Raw genomic sequence first — 14,071 nt, 5'->3', positions numbered from 1 at the left:
TCTATTTGAAAGAGTTAAGTGCTTTGGCATTTTTTAGTTCCTTATCGTTTATTTTAGTTTCGTCAAAACCTAATAAACTATATTTGGAACTCTCTTTCAACTATTTAAAACTTTCAGAATACAATCTAGCATATAATGAATAAAATAAGCAACAATCCCTTACCAAATTTGGAATTAGGTAATAGCCTATACAATTCATCTTATCACTATATCTATGAATTTAAAATAACCAATAACTGTATTATTACTAAAATTATTTTTTATATTAATTATTCAGTTTACTAAGCTCTCATAAACTATTAAGATTGTAATTATAGAGATTTTTGGTGCTTGCAAGTACCCAGATTAGAAACCGCGTGGATTCTGTACTTTTTGATTAGGAGCTTTTATGAAAAACGTAAATTCAAAACAAAATAATCACTCTACTATTGGCGAGCAAGATATTCATTTCTTCCACGAAGGTAAGCACATATATGCTTATGAGTTCATGGGTGCTCACAAAGCATCCAAAGATGGAATTGATGGTGTTAGATTTACAACATGGGCTCCAAATGCAAAAAGTATTTGTGTGATTGGTGATTTTAACCACTGGCAAGTTGAAGATAAAAATTATATGAAACGTATCACCGATGCTGGACTATGGAGCATATTTATCTCAGATGTAAAAGATGGTGATAAATATAAATTTGTAGTCACAAATAAAGATACAAATCATTATGTATATAAAAGTGACCCTTATGCTTTTTTCTCAGAATTAAGACCAAATACTGCCTCTGTAATAAGTACACAAACAACATACAAATGGCATGATGAGAAATGGTTAAAAAAGCGTGCTACTGCTGACTACTATAATAGCCCAATGAACATCTACGAACTTCACTTAGCATCATGGAAAACTAAAGATGATAAGTTTATGACTTATGAGGAAATTGCTGAAGTATTACCCAAATATGTCAAGGATATGGGATACACGCATGTTGAGTTTATGCCGCTACATGAGCATCCACTAGATGCTTCATGGGGTTATCAACCAACAGGTTTTTACTCAATTAATAGTCGTCATGGTGATTTAGTGGGTTTGAAACATCTAGTTGATAAACTTCACACTCATGATATTGGTGTAATCTTAGATTGGGTACCAGGACATTTCTGCAAAGATCAGCATGGTTTGATCAACTTTGATGGTAGTGCATGTTACGAATACCAAGAGCCTACAAAAGCTATAAATAAAGGCTGGGGGACACATAATTTTGATCTAGGTAGAAATGAGGTCAAATGTTTCTTAATATCAAATGCCATGTACTGGATCAATGAATTTCATATCGATGGACTTCGTGTCGATGCAGTATCGAATATCTTATATCTAAACTATGATAGAGAAGATGGTCAGTGGGTACCTAACATTCATGGTGGACATGAGAATTTAGAAGGAATTGCTTTCTTAAGAGAACTAAATGGTGTCTTAAAACATACTAGCAAAGGAGTGATCACAATTGCTGAGGAATCATCATCTTGGCCAAATATCTCCACACCTGTTGAACAAGGTGGTTTAGGATTTGATTTTAAATGGAACATGGGTTGGATGAACGATACACTACGCTATATTTCATTAGACCCTGTCTATCGCAAATATCATCACAACTTAATTACTTTCTCTATGGTATACCACTATTCAGAGAAATTTATTTTGTCTATATCTCATGATGAAGTTGTACATGGTAAGAAGTCATTGATAAATAAAATGTGGGGAGATCTGTGGAATAAGTATGCAGGACTTCGCTTATATATGTCATTTATGATTGGACATCCCGGTAAAAAACTTATATTTATGGGTAGTGAATTTGGTCAATTTATCGAATGGCGAGAATATGAACAACTACAATGGCAAGTTGTTGATGAATATCGTACGCATAGAGAAACATTAAATTTCTTTAGGAAACTAAATGAATTCTATAAAGCTGAAACTGCACTATGGGAATGTGATTATGATCATAAAGGCTTCCAGTGGATTGATGCAAACAACTCTGAACAAAGTATTTTGTCTTTTGTTAGATCAAACAAGGATGGTAAAGAAAAGCTAATATTTGTCTGTAACTTCACTCCAATGACATATTACGACTACCACATAGGTGTTCCTGATGCAGGATCTTATATTGAAGCATTTAACTCTGATGATCTTGAATTTGGTGGCTCTGGTCAACTTATTGCCGATGAAATATTTTCAACTCCTGAATCATCGCATGGTTTTGATCAAAGGATTACAATAAAAGTTCCTCCAATGGCCACCCTTGTTCTCAAACTCAAAAAATAAAGCTATAATGGCTTAACCAAATTATTCACAAACATATTAATTTAACTTAAAGTTGTAGATATGCAGTCATCAAATAATATATGGATAGAAAAAAATAATATTTTCGAAAAATTCAATGCCAAATATACGCTCGATCAAGATCCAGATACAAATAGTATTAGATTTAGAATCAATGCGCATGGTTTCTCATATGGATATGTTATAGGACATTTCAATCATTGGAAAAAAGAAGATAGATATAAACTTGTCTGGGAAGTAGATCCTGACGATGGTAGCCTATGGCTAACAAAAAATGTACTTAAAATCTCTAGTCTTATCAATGGTTCAAATCAATATTCTTTTGTATTAGTTGATTTAGAAGGTAATGAAAGAAGACTATCAGCAAGCAATCGTATTTTTGAACCATTAACTTTCAATTGGTGTGTAAACCTTCAGATTCTTTCAATAAAGGCATCTGAAGACTATATAGTACCAGGTTATAAAGTAGACCTAGTTGCAATAACAGAATCATTGACAAAAAAGAGAAGTATTGTAGATGTTACATGGCGAGTAGAACCTAAGTCAAAACTTATTGAAATCAAAAACAATCAACTAATCATAGATCCAGCAATAACTGATATTAGTGAAGTTAAAGTTTTCTGCAGTAGCAAAAACAATCCTAATCATAGAGCGGAAAGAGTTTTTAGGATAGCTAGAGAACCTCGAAAGGGGCAACTTGTTCATTTTGTCAAAAAGGATGATCAATATCTAGGTCAGGATTTTAGTTGGGAATTATGGACATATGACGAAAAAGGCAAAACACGACCTAAATCATTGTCCAAAAAAAGTGATTTTGGCTTATATGCTGATTGTGTAAATAAGAATATTATTGCCCGTAAAAGAACATGGAATATGTATTGGCAAAATGATTGGGCTGAACAAACAGGATCATTCAGAACAAATGAAGAGCATGATAATTTTTATATAGTTTATGGTGATTATGACATCTATACATCACTAAATGATGTTATTAACCGAACTAACGCTAGAGTAAATTACGCCGTATTAGATGAACCTAATAAGATTGAAGCATACCTATCTGATACACCTCTTGTCGGCACTATATTTGAACTATGGATCAACTCAAAAAAAGTAACCCATGCAGCAAGTATTATCAAATATAAATCTAAAAAAGTTATATTTACTAATTTGCCTACAAATTTAAATCCTAGTGACTTGATAGAAATACGTGCAAATAATACCTTTATGCCAACGAAGGTGTGTATCGGAAACTTCTTGGATAAATATTACTATCCAAATGATGATATGGGAGTGACATTCTCTAATGATATTGTATCTTTTAGAATATGGGCTCCGACAGCAAAGCACGTTGAGCTTTTGATATATCATGAAGATGATAATGATAAGCATGAGATGCCTGATGATGCATTTAATCTAGTATCTGAACCAGAATATGGCACGCATAGTGTTAGCACTGCTAGGGAATTCTGTGAGAACAAGTTCTATTTATATAGATTTTATTTTGATGATATAGACTATCGTGGTAATAAATATACAAAAATAACTTATGCTATCGATCCTTATGCAGTTGGACTTGGTGCTAATGGTAGAAAGGGCTTTATACTAGACCTTAACTCCGAAGATTTTGCTCCCGAAAGCTGGAGAAATAGCTACTTCCATACACCTAAGAATCCTCAAGATACTATTATATACGAACTACATGTTAGAGATTTTACAATCAGTCCTGACAGTAATATCCCAGATAATATTCGTGGCAAATTCTTAGGCACAATATATGAAGAGTCTGAGATATCCAGCTCAAATGGTGAACTATCTGTTTCAGCAGGTATAGATAGTCTTCATGAACTTGGTGTTACCCATGTGCATCTATTACCAATATTTGATTTCTCATCAGTTGATGAGTCAAATGCTAATATCAAAGATAATAGAAACTGGGGATATGATCCACAAAATTACAATGCTCCGGATGGAAGTTACTCTATCAACCCCTTTGATCCAACTCAAAGAATCAAAGGTGCTAGAGAGATGATTGCAGGATTCCATAATAAGGGTATTGGTGTAATTATGGACATGGTTTATAACCATATGACTGATACATCGAACTTTGACAGTATCGTTCCAAAATACTATTTCAGAACAGATAGCTCAGGTCATTTTACTAATGGTTCTGGATGCGGTAATGAACTTGATACCGAAAAGCCAATGGTGCGTAAGTTTATTAAAGACTCTGTTCTACACTGGGTCAAAAACTATAAAATCAATGGCCTAAGATTTGACTTAATGGAGTTGATTGATCTTGATACTATCAAAGAAATTACCGAAGAAGTAAAACAAATAGATCCAGGCATTATAGTCTATGGTGAGCCATGGAAAGCTGGTGATTCCCCTCTTAGAAATGGTACATATAGAGGCACACAAAGAAATCAAGATTTCTCTGTATTTAACGATGCCTTTAGAGATGCTATTCGAGGCAATAATAGTCCAGGTAATGGTTATGTTAACGGTGATGCTCATAATCCAGCTAATATCGGTAAAGTTATGGAAGGATTAAAAGGATCTATACATGATCTAACTGCTAACCCTAAAGAAACTATCAACTATGTTGATGCTCATGATAACTATATACTTTGGGATCAAATAGAGAAGAGTTTAAATAGAAATATACAAGCTGGTAACTATAGACAAAACATCCAAGAGAATATTTTTGACAGCCGTAGAGTTCGCCAAAATAGTTTAGCTCTTGGAATAGTACTGACATCTCAAGGTGTACCATTCTTACATGGAGGTTGTGAATTTCTTAGAACAAAGCAAGGCGATCATAACAGTTATAAAAGTAATGATGATATCAATGCTTTTCACTGGCAAGACAAACTACAATATAAGCCTTTTTTTGATTATGTAAAAGGACTTATAAAAATAAGAAAAGAGCACCCTGCTTTTAGAATGACTTCTCCAGAAGATATTAGTAAACATCTAATTGTTTCAGCAGCATATCATGATCTTCATTCTGGTGTTATCGTATCTCATCTTAAGGATAATGCTAACGGTGATATGTGGAAAAATATAGTTGTAGTGTATAATGCAACAGCTATAGATAACTATGATATCAATGATATTGTTCCTACTACAGAAACTAATGAATGGCATATCATTGCAAATCATGAAAGAGCTGGCACGGAGACTATCGAAAAAACAACTAAAGGTAAGCTCCCTCCACTTAGAGCATACTCAATGTTAATTATTCATAGCTAAGGAAACAAGATGTCAGATACTTTTAAAGCTCCTCTTAGTACTGAGACTAAGTTTTTATTTTCTACTTCTGGTAGTAACTCATCTATATCAAGACATAATACTGCTATACAGAAGCTAGGCTTAAACCTTTGTTACTTTACATTTTCTGGAGATATAACTGCCAAGACATATACAGATGCTATTAAAGCACCCTTTGTCAATGGTGGTACTGTAACAGCCCACAATGGTCTAAAATCAAAAGTAATACCATTTTTAGATTACATAGAACCACTAGCTAAAGAGACTTTAGCTGTTAATACAATCATCAATAAAGATGGTAAACTTTATGGCTATAATACAGATTGTCATGGCTTACAAATAGCTCTTAAAAAAGGTATCAAAACATCAAACAAAATTATCAAAACCGCAGTAATCTACGGTAACGGTGGTGTTTCAGGTGTTGCTTTTAAAGTCCTACAAGACTTAGGTATCAAAGTAACTATAGTTGGTAGAAGTGCTGAGAAAGTAGTTCAAAAATGAAAAGAACTAGGTATAGAAAACATCCCTCATTTTGAAGGACCGTATGATCTAGTAGTTGATGCCACACCAATATCATCATCACCGGAGCTAGAGCAAAATACCCAATTTATAGACTTAGTTAAAAATGCAAAAATTGTATTTTGTCACGCTATGCCTGAAAAGGATAATAAGAAAAATTATCTACTCGAGTATTGTAATAAAAATGATATTTTCTATATCTCTGGTGAAGATATGTATATTAACCAGCTGATTAAACAATATATGATCTACTTTGAAAATCTCAATCAAAAGAAAATCACTGAAGAGGATATAATAAAAGCTTGGGATTTATAATTCTGCTACTTAATATCTTTAATAATATCCAACCAATTAGAATAAAAAGTCTTTCTATCATTTTGCCATGAATAATTAATATTATTTTGGCTGTCATAGTAGTTATATGGCTTATCTATATTATTGGTAGTTGCTTTATCTCTTAAATATTCAACTTCTAGGGTATCTTGAGTATATTCCAGGCGATTAAACATATAGATAATATTATGTGTTTTATCAGCTAAACAATCTAAGCCATCTATTGCAGATGCTAGGATAACATCTGTATACTCCAATACTTTCTGATCTGTAATTTTGGTTTGTCGAGATATACAAGCTTTAAGCTCACCATCTACACCTTTTAGCAATGGATGGTCATGCTTAATAGGCTTATGTTCATATACATCAAATAACTTATTTTCTAGACATTGTTTGTTTATACCATATAGATAATTTAGACCAGCCTGAGCAGCCCAGCAAACTAACATCACAGATGATTTATACTCAAGGCTTTTTGAAATTATCTCACAAACTTCTGGACAGAAATCAACGTTCTCAAACTCTAATAACTCAACTGGGGCTCCTGTGATAATAATTCCATCTAAATCAGCAAAATCATAATCCTGCCAATTAGCATAATTTTCTTGCAAGTAACTCGCGCTAACTCTGGTACTAGGACGTACTAGTGAATGAAAAAACACTAACTCAACAATTGTAGAATTATTATGAGAAAGCACATCTGCCCAGTGCTTTTCAGTTTCTTTGACAGTTGGCATCAAATTTACAATAGCTACTTTTAATCTTTTGATACTAGAGTTATTTTTGATACTAATCTCAGTTTGATAACTAAGCTGTAAATCTCTAAAAAACTCAAATGACTTTTTTGCATTGATCGTCATACTGCACCTCCGAATAATCCAAAGCCTGCTTTAAATCCTCGATTAGATCATTAGCATCTTCTAGCCCTATTGATAATCTTATCAAACCATCAGATACTCCTGATTGTATGCGCTCTTGCTCTGTTAACTGTGAATGTGTGGTTGAAGCCGGATGTATAATCAAACTTCTAGCATCGCCGATATTAGCACAGTGTGTGAATAACTTTGTTTGCTCGACCAAATTCTTACCAGCCTCAAATCCTTCATTTAACTCTATGGTTAGTAATCCCGCAACACCTTTTGGAAAATATTTATTAGCCAAAAGATTATATGGAAAATTAACAAGACCAGCATAATTAACTTTTCTAATCTTGGGATGAGCATTTAAAAATTTTGCTACTTTTTCAGCATTTTTGATATGCTTGTCTAATCTTGCCCCTAATGTTTCTAGACCTTGTATAGCCAAAAAAGCAGTATGTGGACTAAAGCGTAGCGCCTATATCTCGCAAACCAGCAGCAAGCCCCCTAACGGTAAAAGCCAACTTGCCAAAAGTTTCATGAAATGAAATATTATTATAGGATCTATCAGGTTTTGCTAATAAAGGAAATTTATCATTAGCTGACCAATCAAAAGTTCCTCCATCAACAACTGCACGACCGTCTATAGAGCCATTGCCACTTAAATATTTTGTCAAAGAATAAGAGACAATATCTGCACCATGCTCTAATGGGTTTAATAAATAAGGTGTTGCAACAGTATTATCAACTATCAACAGAATACCAGCTTCATGAGCAATTTTTGCAAGTGCTTTGATATCGGCAATAATTCCAGAAGGATTAGACTGAGACTCTATAAACTATATTTGGAACTCTCTTTCAACTATTTAAAACTTTCAGAATACAATCTAGCATTTCAAATTTAGATGAAATTAGAAACCTCGTTAATAATTTACCGAAAGAAAATAAAGAGGAACTTAAAAATAAAGGTTTTGATATTAATAATGAACAACATCTACGTGATTTTGCTAAAGAGATTTATATCAAACTACAAAGTGAAAATCGCAATCATGAACTATCTGTAAATGAATTAGATAGTATTGCTGGTGGTCTTCATGTGGATTTGTCTCCCCAAGACATATTAGCTACTAGATAATATTTAATAATAGCTCACATAATATTTAGGAAAAACAAAATGCCAAATAAGAATTCATCTACTTCAAATCTAGATGATATTATAAACCTCGTTAATAATTTGCCAAAAGAAACTAAAAAGGAACTTAAAAGTAAAGGTTTTGATATTAATAATGAACAACATCTACGTGATTTTGCTCAGACTATTCATAATGAAAATACTTATCAAAAATTATCCTTAGATGACTTAGATAATGTATCTGGAGGAATGACTCCTTGGGAATATACGTGTGAATCACAAGGGTTTAATGTTCCAGCTGGTAATATAAATCCTTACGCTGGCAAGACTTCTGAAGAAGTTCATAAAATGATATTTAAAAAATAGTATCTTTGAGCATATTTTTGAACAGAAATTTAATAAGTTTGATCCTTTGATGTTGCTTTCTTTTACTTACTCTAATCACTAAAATCAAACCTATACCTATCACAGTTTAGAAAAATTTTAACTACCTACTTTTATATAAATGTATGTTTTAGACATTGTTTTCTTAGGTCGGCTACGAAAAGCAATGAAATCAAAAATAAATATATAAAAATTACTTAGGCTGCCAAACAATATCTAGCTCTTTAGCTGCTTTGACATCATCAAGACGACGCGCTGGTAAATTATAAGGAGCGCCTTTTAGATACTGAGGATCTTTCTTAGCAATATCTCTGATTTCTACCATTGCTTGGATAAACTTCTCCATACTATCAACATTTTCAGTTTCAGTAGGTTCTATCAACAAACATTCTGGTACTAATAGCGGGAAGTACATAGTAGGAGCATGTACCCCTCTATCTATCAAGCACTTAGCAAAATCAGTAGCTGTCACACCATAATTCTGAAATTCAGGTTTCAAAGTTACGATGAATTCATGAGAAGCTCTTCTATCAGGATAAGCGATCGTAAAGCCTTCTTCTTTTAAACGAGCCATCATATAGTTCGCATTTAGAGTCGCTATTTCAGATGCTTCTGTTAGACCATTACCACCAAGCATCGCACCATAGATATAAGCTCTAATTAATACACCAATATTACCGTTGAATGCAGACATTCTACCGATAGTATTTGGTACATCTTTTTCTTCTAACCATACAAATTTATCACCTTTTTTACCAACCATAGGTACTGGTAAAAACTCTTTTAATTTATCATTAACAGCTACAGGGCCAGCACCTGGACCGCCACCACCATGAGGAGTTGCAAAAGTTTTGTGTAAGTTCATATGAAGAACATCAAAGCCCATATCACCAGGACGAGCTTTACCCATGATCGCATTTAAGTTCGCGCCATCATAGTACAATAGACCACCTGCTTCATGGACTTTCTTAGCTATTACAGCAATATTTCTTTCAAATACACCTACTGTTGATGGATTAGTTAGCATGATACCAGCTGTCTTTGGACCAAGTACTTTGTCTAATGCTTCTAGATCAATATCACCACATCTCTTAGTTGGAATCTCAATAACTTTTAGACCACAAACTTTTGCAGTAGCTGGATTAGTACCATGGGCAGCATCTGGTACGATGATTTCATCACGCTCAAAATCACCACGCTTGTGATGATATGCTTTGATCATAGCTACACCTGCAAACTCACCTTGAGCCCCAGCCATAGGAGCTAATGATACACCTGTCATACCAGTTAGCTCTTTGATCAAATCTTGCAAATCATATAGACATTCAAGAGTACCTTGTACACTTTGAGCGCTTGCATAAGGATGTCTTTCTAAAAATCCTGCTAATGAAGTATACTTATGCGCAGCTCGCGGATTATATTTCATAGTACAAGAACCTAGTGGATAAAAGTTTGTATCTATACAAAAGTTCTTGCGTGAAAGTTGTGTATAGTGTCTAACAACATCTAGCTCAGCTTGCTCTGAAAGTATTGGTTTCTTAGTGCGTAGCATATCTGTAGGGATATTTGAAACATCTCCTTTTTTGCTAGGCATTACAGATGGCGAGTTTTTACCTCTAGTTTTTTCAAAAATAACCATTTAAATTAACCTCCTATCCTAGCTAAAACTTTTTTAGTGGCTTCTATGTACTCTTTGATATCTTCAGATGTATGAATCTCTGTAGCACAAACCATAACAGAGTTATCTAAATCACTATGATACTCACCTAAGAAGTAACCTGCATCTATACCTTCTTTTTCCATCTCTGTGACAAAAATTTCAGCATTTATAGGTAAATCAATAACAACCTCATTAAAGAATACATTATTAAATCTAGCATTTACTCCATCTAATTTAGATAATTCATTTGCTAGTTTAGTAGTATTTTCATGAGATACACTCGCTACTCTTTCTAAACCTTCTGCACCTAGTAAGCTCATATAAATAGTTGCAGCTGTTACCATTAAGCCCTGGTTAGTACAGATGTTTGAAGTAGCTTTCGCACGACGAATATGCTGTTCTCTGGCCTGCAAAGTTAGACAGAAACCTTCATTACCATCTAAATCAACTGTTCTACCAACTATACGACCAGGCATTTGACGTACATGAGCCATCTTACAAGTCATAAAACCAAAATATGGCCCGCCCGAAGCTAAAGGCACACCCATAGGCTGCCCCTCACCACATACTATATCAGCACCATTATTACCCCATTCTGCTGGTGATTTTAATATTGCTAGTGACATAGGATTAGTTACGGCAATAACCAAAGCACCATGCTTATGTGCCCAATTTGTAATCCCATCAACATCAGCTATTTGACCTAAGAAATTAGGACTTTGGATAACTACAGCCGCATAATCAATATTCGCAAAATCTTCCAACTTAGTAATATCTGTCTTACCATTTTTAGAATCAAGATTAACGATATCAAACTCAATACCTTGATGCTTTGTAATAGTTTCTAATACTCTTAAATAGATTGGGTGCAAAGCTTCAGCAATCAAAATCTTTTGGGATTTAGCTTTTTTATTTGAGCGAATCGCCATAAGTACAGACTCTGCCAAAGCAGTCGCCCCATCATACATAGAAGCATTTGAAGCATCCATACCTGTTAAGCCAGCCATCATAGTTTGGAACTCATATATAACCTGTAAGCCACCTTGAGAAGCCTCTGCTTGATATGGAGTATATGCTGTATAGAACTCTCCTCGAGCTACGATATCCCATATAGCAGCAGGTATATGATGACTATAAGCACCAGCTCCTATAAAGTTTGTATTATGATGATTTTTATTAGCTCTTTTTCTCATTTGATTTGCTAATTGAATCTCATTGATTCCATCTTTAATCTTAAGAGTATCAGCTCTTAACTGAGCTGGAATTTCATCAAATAACTGATCTACAGAGCTTGCACCTATAGTACCAAGCATTTTTTCTATCTGCTCAGGTTTATGTGGAATAAAAGACATATTTCCTCCATGTCTTCGTATATAGAATTTTATAAAGGACTAAATAGAAACTCTAAAAGTCTATAATTAGTCTTCAAGAGTTTTTGCATAAGCATCTGCAGATAATAGATCTGCCAGTTGAGACTCATCAGAAATTTTAAGTTTGAATAACCATCCATCTCTATATGGTGCATGATTCACTTGAGAAGGATCATTACTTAGAGATTCATTCACATCAATAACCTCACCATCAAGAGGAGCATATACATCTGAAGCTGCTTTCACAGATTCAACGACACAAGTATCATCACCAGCTGAGAATTCTTCTCCAATTTCTGGTAACTCAACATATACTAAATCACCTAATAAAGACTGCGCATGTTCAGTAATACCTACAGTAACCTCATCACCATCTACTTTTACCCACTCATGAGATTTTGTGTATTTTAATTCATTAGGAATATTTGACATTTTATACCTCCTTGACTACGATTAATTATTGTTGTGAAAATATTTATTTTTTTAAATCAAAGATCGCCCATTCTTGACAAACTTTGCCTTAACTAATTCTACTTCTAATTCTTTACCGCGTATATTGACGACCGGATTAGCACCTTCTTTAGGTACATAAGCTAATGCTATAGCAACTTTAAGAGTAGGTGAAAAACTACCACTTGTTATATATCCTTTTTCGCCATTATCAAAATCAATCTCTTGCCCTGCTCTAAGCACGCCTTTTGACTTTAGAACAACTCCTGTCCACTTAGTAGTTATACCATGTGACTTTTTCGCAAGATATGCTTTTTTACCAATAAAATCTCTATTCTCGTCAGATAAATCAACACTCCAACCAAGCCCCCTTTCTAAAGGGGTTGTAGTTGTATTCATATCTGATCCATATAAGTGCATCCCTGCCTCTAAGCGCAAAGTATCTCGAGCACCCAACCCTGCCGGCTCGGCACCATTTTCTAATAAATTATCCCAAAAATCTGCTACTTGATCTGCTGGCAGCATTATTTCAAAACCATCTTCGCCAGTATAACCAGTACGAGCAAACATCCAATTACTAAAAAACTTAAATGTAAAAGGCTTTAGCTTAGCTATTTCTTCTGCGATCTCTGTAGTTACAGTATGCTTAACAATCTCTACTGCTTTTGGACCTTGTACAGCAACTATCGCAAGATTTTGTTGTGGCGTTATTGTAACATCTAAATCTTGAGAGTTCTCTTTAAACCATGCTACATCTGACTCTCTATTGCCAGCATTGACAACTATTCTGAAATTCTCTGAATCAATCTTATATGTAATAAGATCATCAACGATACCTGCTTGATGATTTAGCATACAACCATACTGTGCTTTGCCTGCTTCTAGCTTAGCAACATCATTAGCTAAGATATGACGCAAAAACTTTTCGGCATCTTTACCTTGAATATCAACAGCTAGCATATGTGATACATCAAAGACACCACAGTTCTCTCTAACATTATTGTGCTCTTGAATTTGTGAACCATAGTTAATTGGCATTGACCATCCAGAAAAGTCTACCATTTTAGCATTTGCTGCTAAGTGTGATTCATAAAGAGGAGTTTTAAGCATTTTCCCACCTAAAATTAGACTCTATAAGCAACACTATACATTTTTTTTTAGCTGATTATAAGCGTTTTATTTCAAAAAAATCTAATATTAAAGCTAGATTGTATTCTCAATGTTTATAGAGATACCAAAATGTACTTCATTAGGTGTCAAGTAATTTAAACATTTCTTAGGTCTATTATTCAAGTCTATCTGTAACTTTCTAATGTATTGATGAGATATATTGTTAAAGTTAGTACCTTTAGGTATAAATTGTCTGATATACCTATTCATGTTTTCATTAGTACCTCTTTGCCAAGGACTGTATGGATCAGCAAAGAATACTTTGATGCCAGTCTTGCTAGTTAGCTTCTTATGTTTAGCAAACTCTTTACCATTATCAAATGTAGCTGTTAATATTTTATGACCATTAGATACTTTGTACAATATTCTATTGATTGAATTAGCTGTTCTATCTATAGACTTGGCTAAAATAGTAAATCTGCTAGCTCTATCGACCATTGTTACAATAGCACTTTTATGGTCTTTACCAACAATAGTGTCACCTTCAAAGTGATAAAGATTTTTTCTATTAGCACTGCTAGGTCTTTCAGAAATACTCGCTCTATCCTTTATCTTAACTTGTTTAGAGTCACCTTCTTTTTTGTATTTATATTG

At 33.9% G+C, this 14,071-nt stretch carries 11 protein-coding genes and 1 pseudogene; 4 read left to right on the top strand and 8 right to left on the bottom strand.

The window, feature by feature from the left end:
• Nucleotides 1–388: 388 nt before the first annotated feature.
• From glgB to F8C69_RS04630, 3 genes and pseudogenes are all read left to right on the top strand, one after another.
• Nucleotides 389–2,311, top strand: a complete 1,923-nt coding sequence (glgB, locus tag F8C69_RS04640) for a 1,4-alpha-glucan branching protein GlgB (protein ID WP_159184382.1) — start codon at nucleotides 389–391, stop codon at nucleotides 2,309–2,311.
• A 60-nt stretch (nucleotides 2,312–2,371) separates the two neighbouring features.
• Nucleotides 2,372–5,584 (top strand): type I pullulanase, encoded by a 3,213-nt coding sequence (gene pulA / locus F8C69_RS04635; protein ID WP_159184381.1) that lies wholly within the window; start codon nucleotides 2,372–2,374, stop codon nucleotides 5,582–5,584.
• Nucleotides 5,585–5,593: 9 nt separating this feature from the next.
• Nucleotides 5,594–6,436: pseudogene (locus F8C69_RS04630) on the top strand (shikimate dehydrogenase family protein).
• A 5-nt stretch (nucleotides 6,437–6,441) separates the two neighbouring features.
• Here the strand turns inward: F8C69_RS04630 and F8C69_RS04625 are convergent.
• Genes F8C69_RS04625 through F8C69_RS10550 form a run of 3 tightly spaced genes read right to left on the bottom strand, consistent with a single transcriptional unit; the run spans nucleotide 6,442 to nucleotide 8,090 of the window.
• The gene (locus F8C69_RS04625; protein ID WP_159184380.1) at nucleotides 6,442–7,314 is read right to left on the bottom strand and encodes a homoserine O-acetyltransferase/O-succinyltransferase family protein; all 873 of its coding nucleotides are present in this window, start codon (nucleotides 7,312–7,314) and stop codon (nucleotides 6,442–6,444) included.
• Complete coding sequence (locus F8C69_RS10555; RefSeq protein ID WP_234384219.1) at nucleotides 7,286–7,759, bottom strand: PLP-dependent transferase; 474 nt, start codon at nucleotides 7,757–7,759, stop codon at nucleotides 7,286–7,288. Before F8C69_RS10555 ends, F8C69_RS04625 begins: the two co-directional genes overlap by 29 nt.
• 16 nt (nucleotides 7,760–7,775) lie before the next feature.
• Nucleotides 7,776–8,090: a PLP-dependent transferase gene (locus F8C69_RS10550; RefSeq protein ID WP_236352338.1), complete on the bottom strand. Its 315-nt coding sequence runs from the start codon at nucleotides 8,088–8,090 to the stop codon at nucleotides 7,776–7,778.
• A gap of 395 nt (nucleotides 8,091–8,485) precedes the next feature.
• Between F8C69_RS10550 and F8C69_RS04615 the strand changes: the two genes are divergently transcribed.
• The gene (locus F8C69_RS04615; RefSeq protein WP_159184379.1) at nucleotides 8,486–8,809 is read left to right on the top strand and encodes a hypothetical protein; all 324 of its coding nucleotides are present in this window, start codon (nucleotides 8,486–8,488) and stop codon (nucleotides 8,807–8,809) included.
• Between the two features lie 211 nt (nucleotides 8,810–9,020).
• Here F8C69_RS04615 and gcvPB read toward each other — a convergent pair whose 3' ends face one another.
• The 5 genes from gcvPB to F8C69_RS04590 all read right to left on the bottom strand — a co-directional run.
• Nucleotides 9,021–10,466 (bottom strand): aminomethyl-transferring glycine dehydrogenase subunit GcvPB, encoded by a 1,446-nt coding sequence (gcvPB, locus tag F8C69_RS04610; protein ID WP_159184378.1) that lies wholly within the window; start codon nucleotides 10,464–10,466, stop codon nucleotides 9,021–9,023.
• A 5-nt stretch (nucleotides 10,467–10,471) separates the two neighbouring features.
• Complete coding sequence (gene gcvPA / locus F8C69_RS04605) at nucleotides 10,472–11,839, bottom strand: aminomethyl-transferring glycine dehydrogenase subunit GcvPA (RefSeq protein WP_159184377.1); 1,368 nt, start codon at nucleotides 11,837–11,839, stop codon at nucleotides 10,472–10,474.
• A 66-nt stretch (nucleotides 11,840–11,905) separates the two neighbouring features.
• Nucleotides 11,906–12,289, bottom strand: a complete 384-nt coding sequence (gene gcvH, locus F8C69_RS04600) for a glycine cleavage system protein GcvH (RefSeq protein WP_159184376.1) — start codon at nucleotides 12,287–12,289, stop codon at nucleotides 11,906–11,908.
• Nucleotides 12,290–12,340: 51 nt separating this feature from the next.
• On the bottom strand, nucleotides 12,341–13,417 hold the full coding sequence (gene gcvT, locus F8C69_RS04595; RefSeq protein WP_159184375.1) for a glycine cleavage system aminomethyltransferase GcvT: 1,077 nt from the start codon (nucleotides 13,415–13,417) through the stop codon (nucleotides 12,341–12,343).
• A 93-nt stretch (nucleotides 13,418–13,510) separates the two neighbouring features.
• Nucleotides 13,511–14,071, bottom strand: a 561-nt coding sequence (locus F8C69_RS04590) for an IS30 family transposase (RefSeq protein ID WP_159183759.1), incomplete at its 5' end; no start/stop codon positions are given.

Source organism: Francisella noatunensis subsp. noatunensis (genome assembly GCF_009823375.1).
Lineage (GTDB): Bacteria > Pseudomonadota > Gammaproteobacteria > Francisellales > Francisellaceae > Francisella > Francisella noatunensis.
This window is presented reverse-complemented; position numbering and strand designations above follow the sequence as displayed.

What these genes read in the sequence shown, in the direction of transcription:
- gcvPB (WP_159184378.1), bottom strand. Translation starts at nt 10,466, where the DNA reads ATGGTTATTTTTGAAAAAACTAGAGGTAAAAACTCGCCATCTGTAATG.
- F8C69_RS04615 (WP_159184379.1), top strand. Translation starts at nt 8,486, where the DNA reads ATGCCAAATAAGAATTCATCTACTTCAAATCTAGATGATATTATAAAC.
- pulA (WP_159184381.1), top strand. Translation starts at nt 2,372, where the DNA reads ATGCAGTCATCAAATAATATATGGATAGAAAAAAATAATATTTTCGAA.
- F8C69_RS04625 (WP_159184380.1), bottom strand. Translation starts at nt 7,314, where the DNA reads ATGACGATCAATGCAAAAAAGTCATTTGAGTTTTTTAGAGATTTACAG.
- gcvPA (WP_159184377.1), bottom strand. Translation starts at nt 11,839, where the DNA reads ATGTCTTTTATTCCACATAAACCTGAGCAGATAGAAAAAATGCTTGGT.
- gcvT (WP_159184375.1), bottom strand. Translation starts at nt 13,417, where the DNA reads ATGCTTAAAACTCCTCTTTATGAATCACACTTAGCAGCAAATGCTAAA.
- glgB (WP_159184382.1), top strand. Translation starts at nt 389, where the DNA reads ATGAAAAACGTAAATTCAAAACAAAATAATCACTCTACTATTGGCGAG.
- gcvH (WP_159184376.1), bottom strand. Translation starts at nt 12,289, where the DNA reads ATGTCAAATATTCCTAATGAATTAAAATACACAAAATCTCATGAGTGG.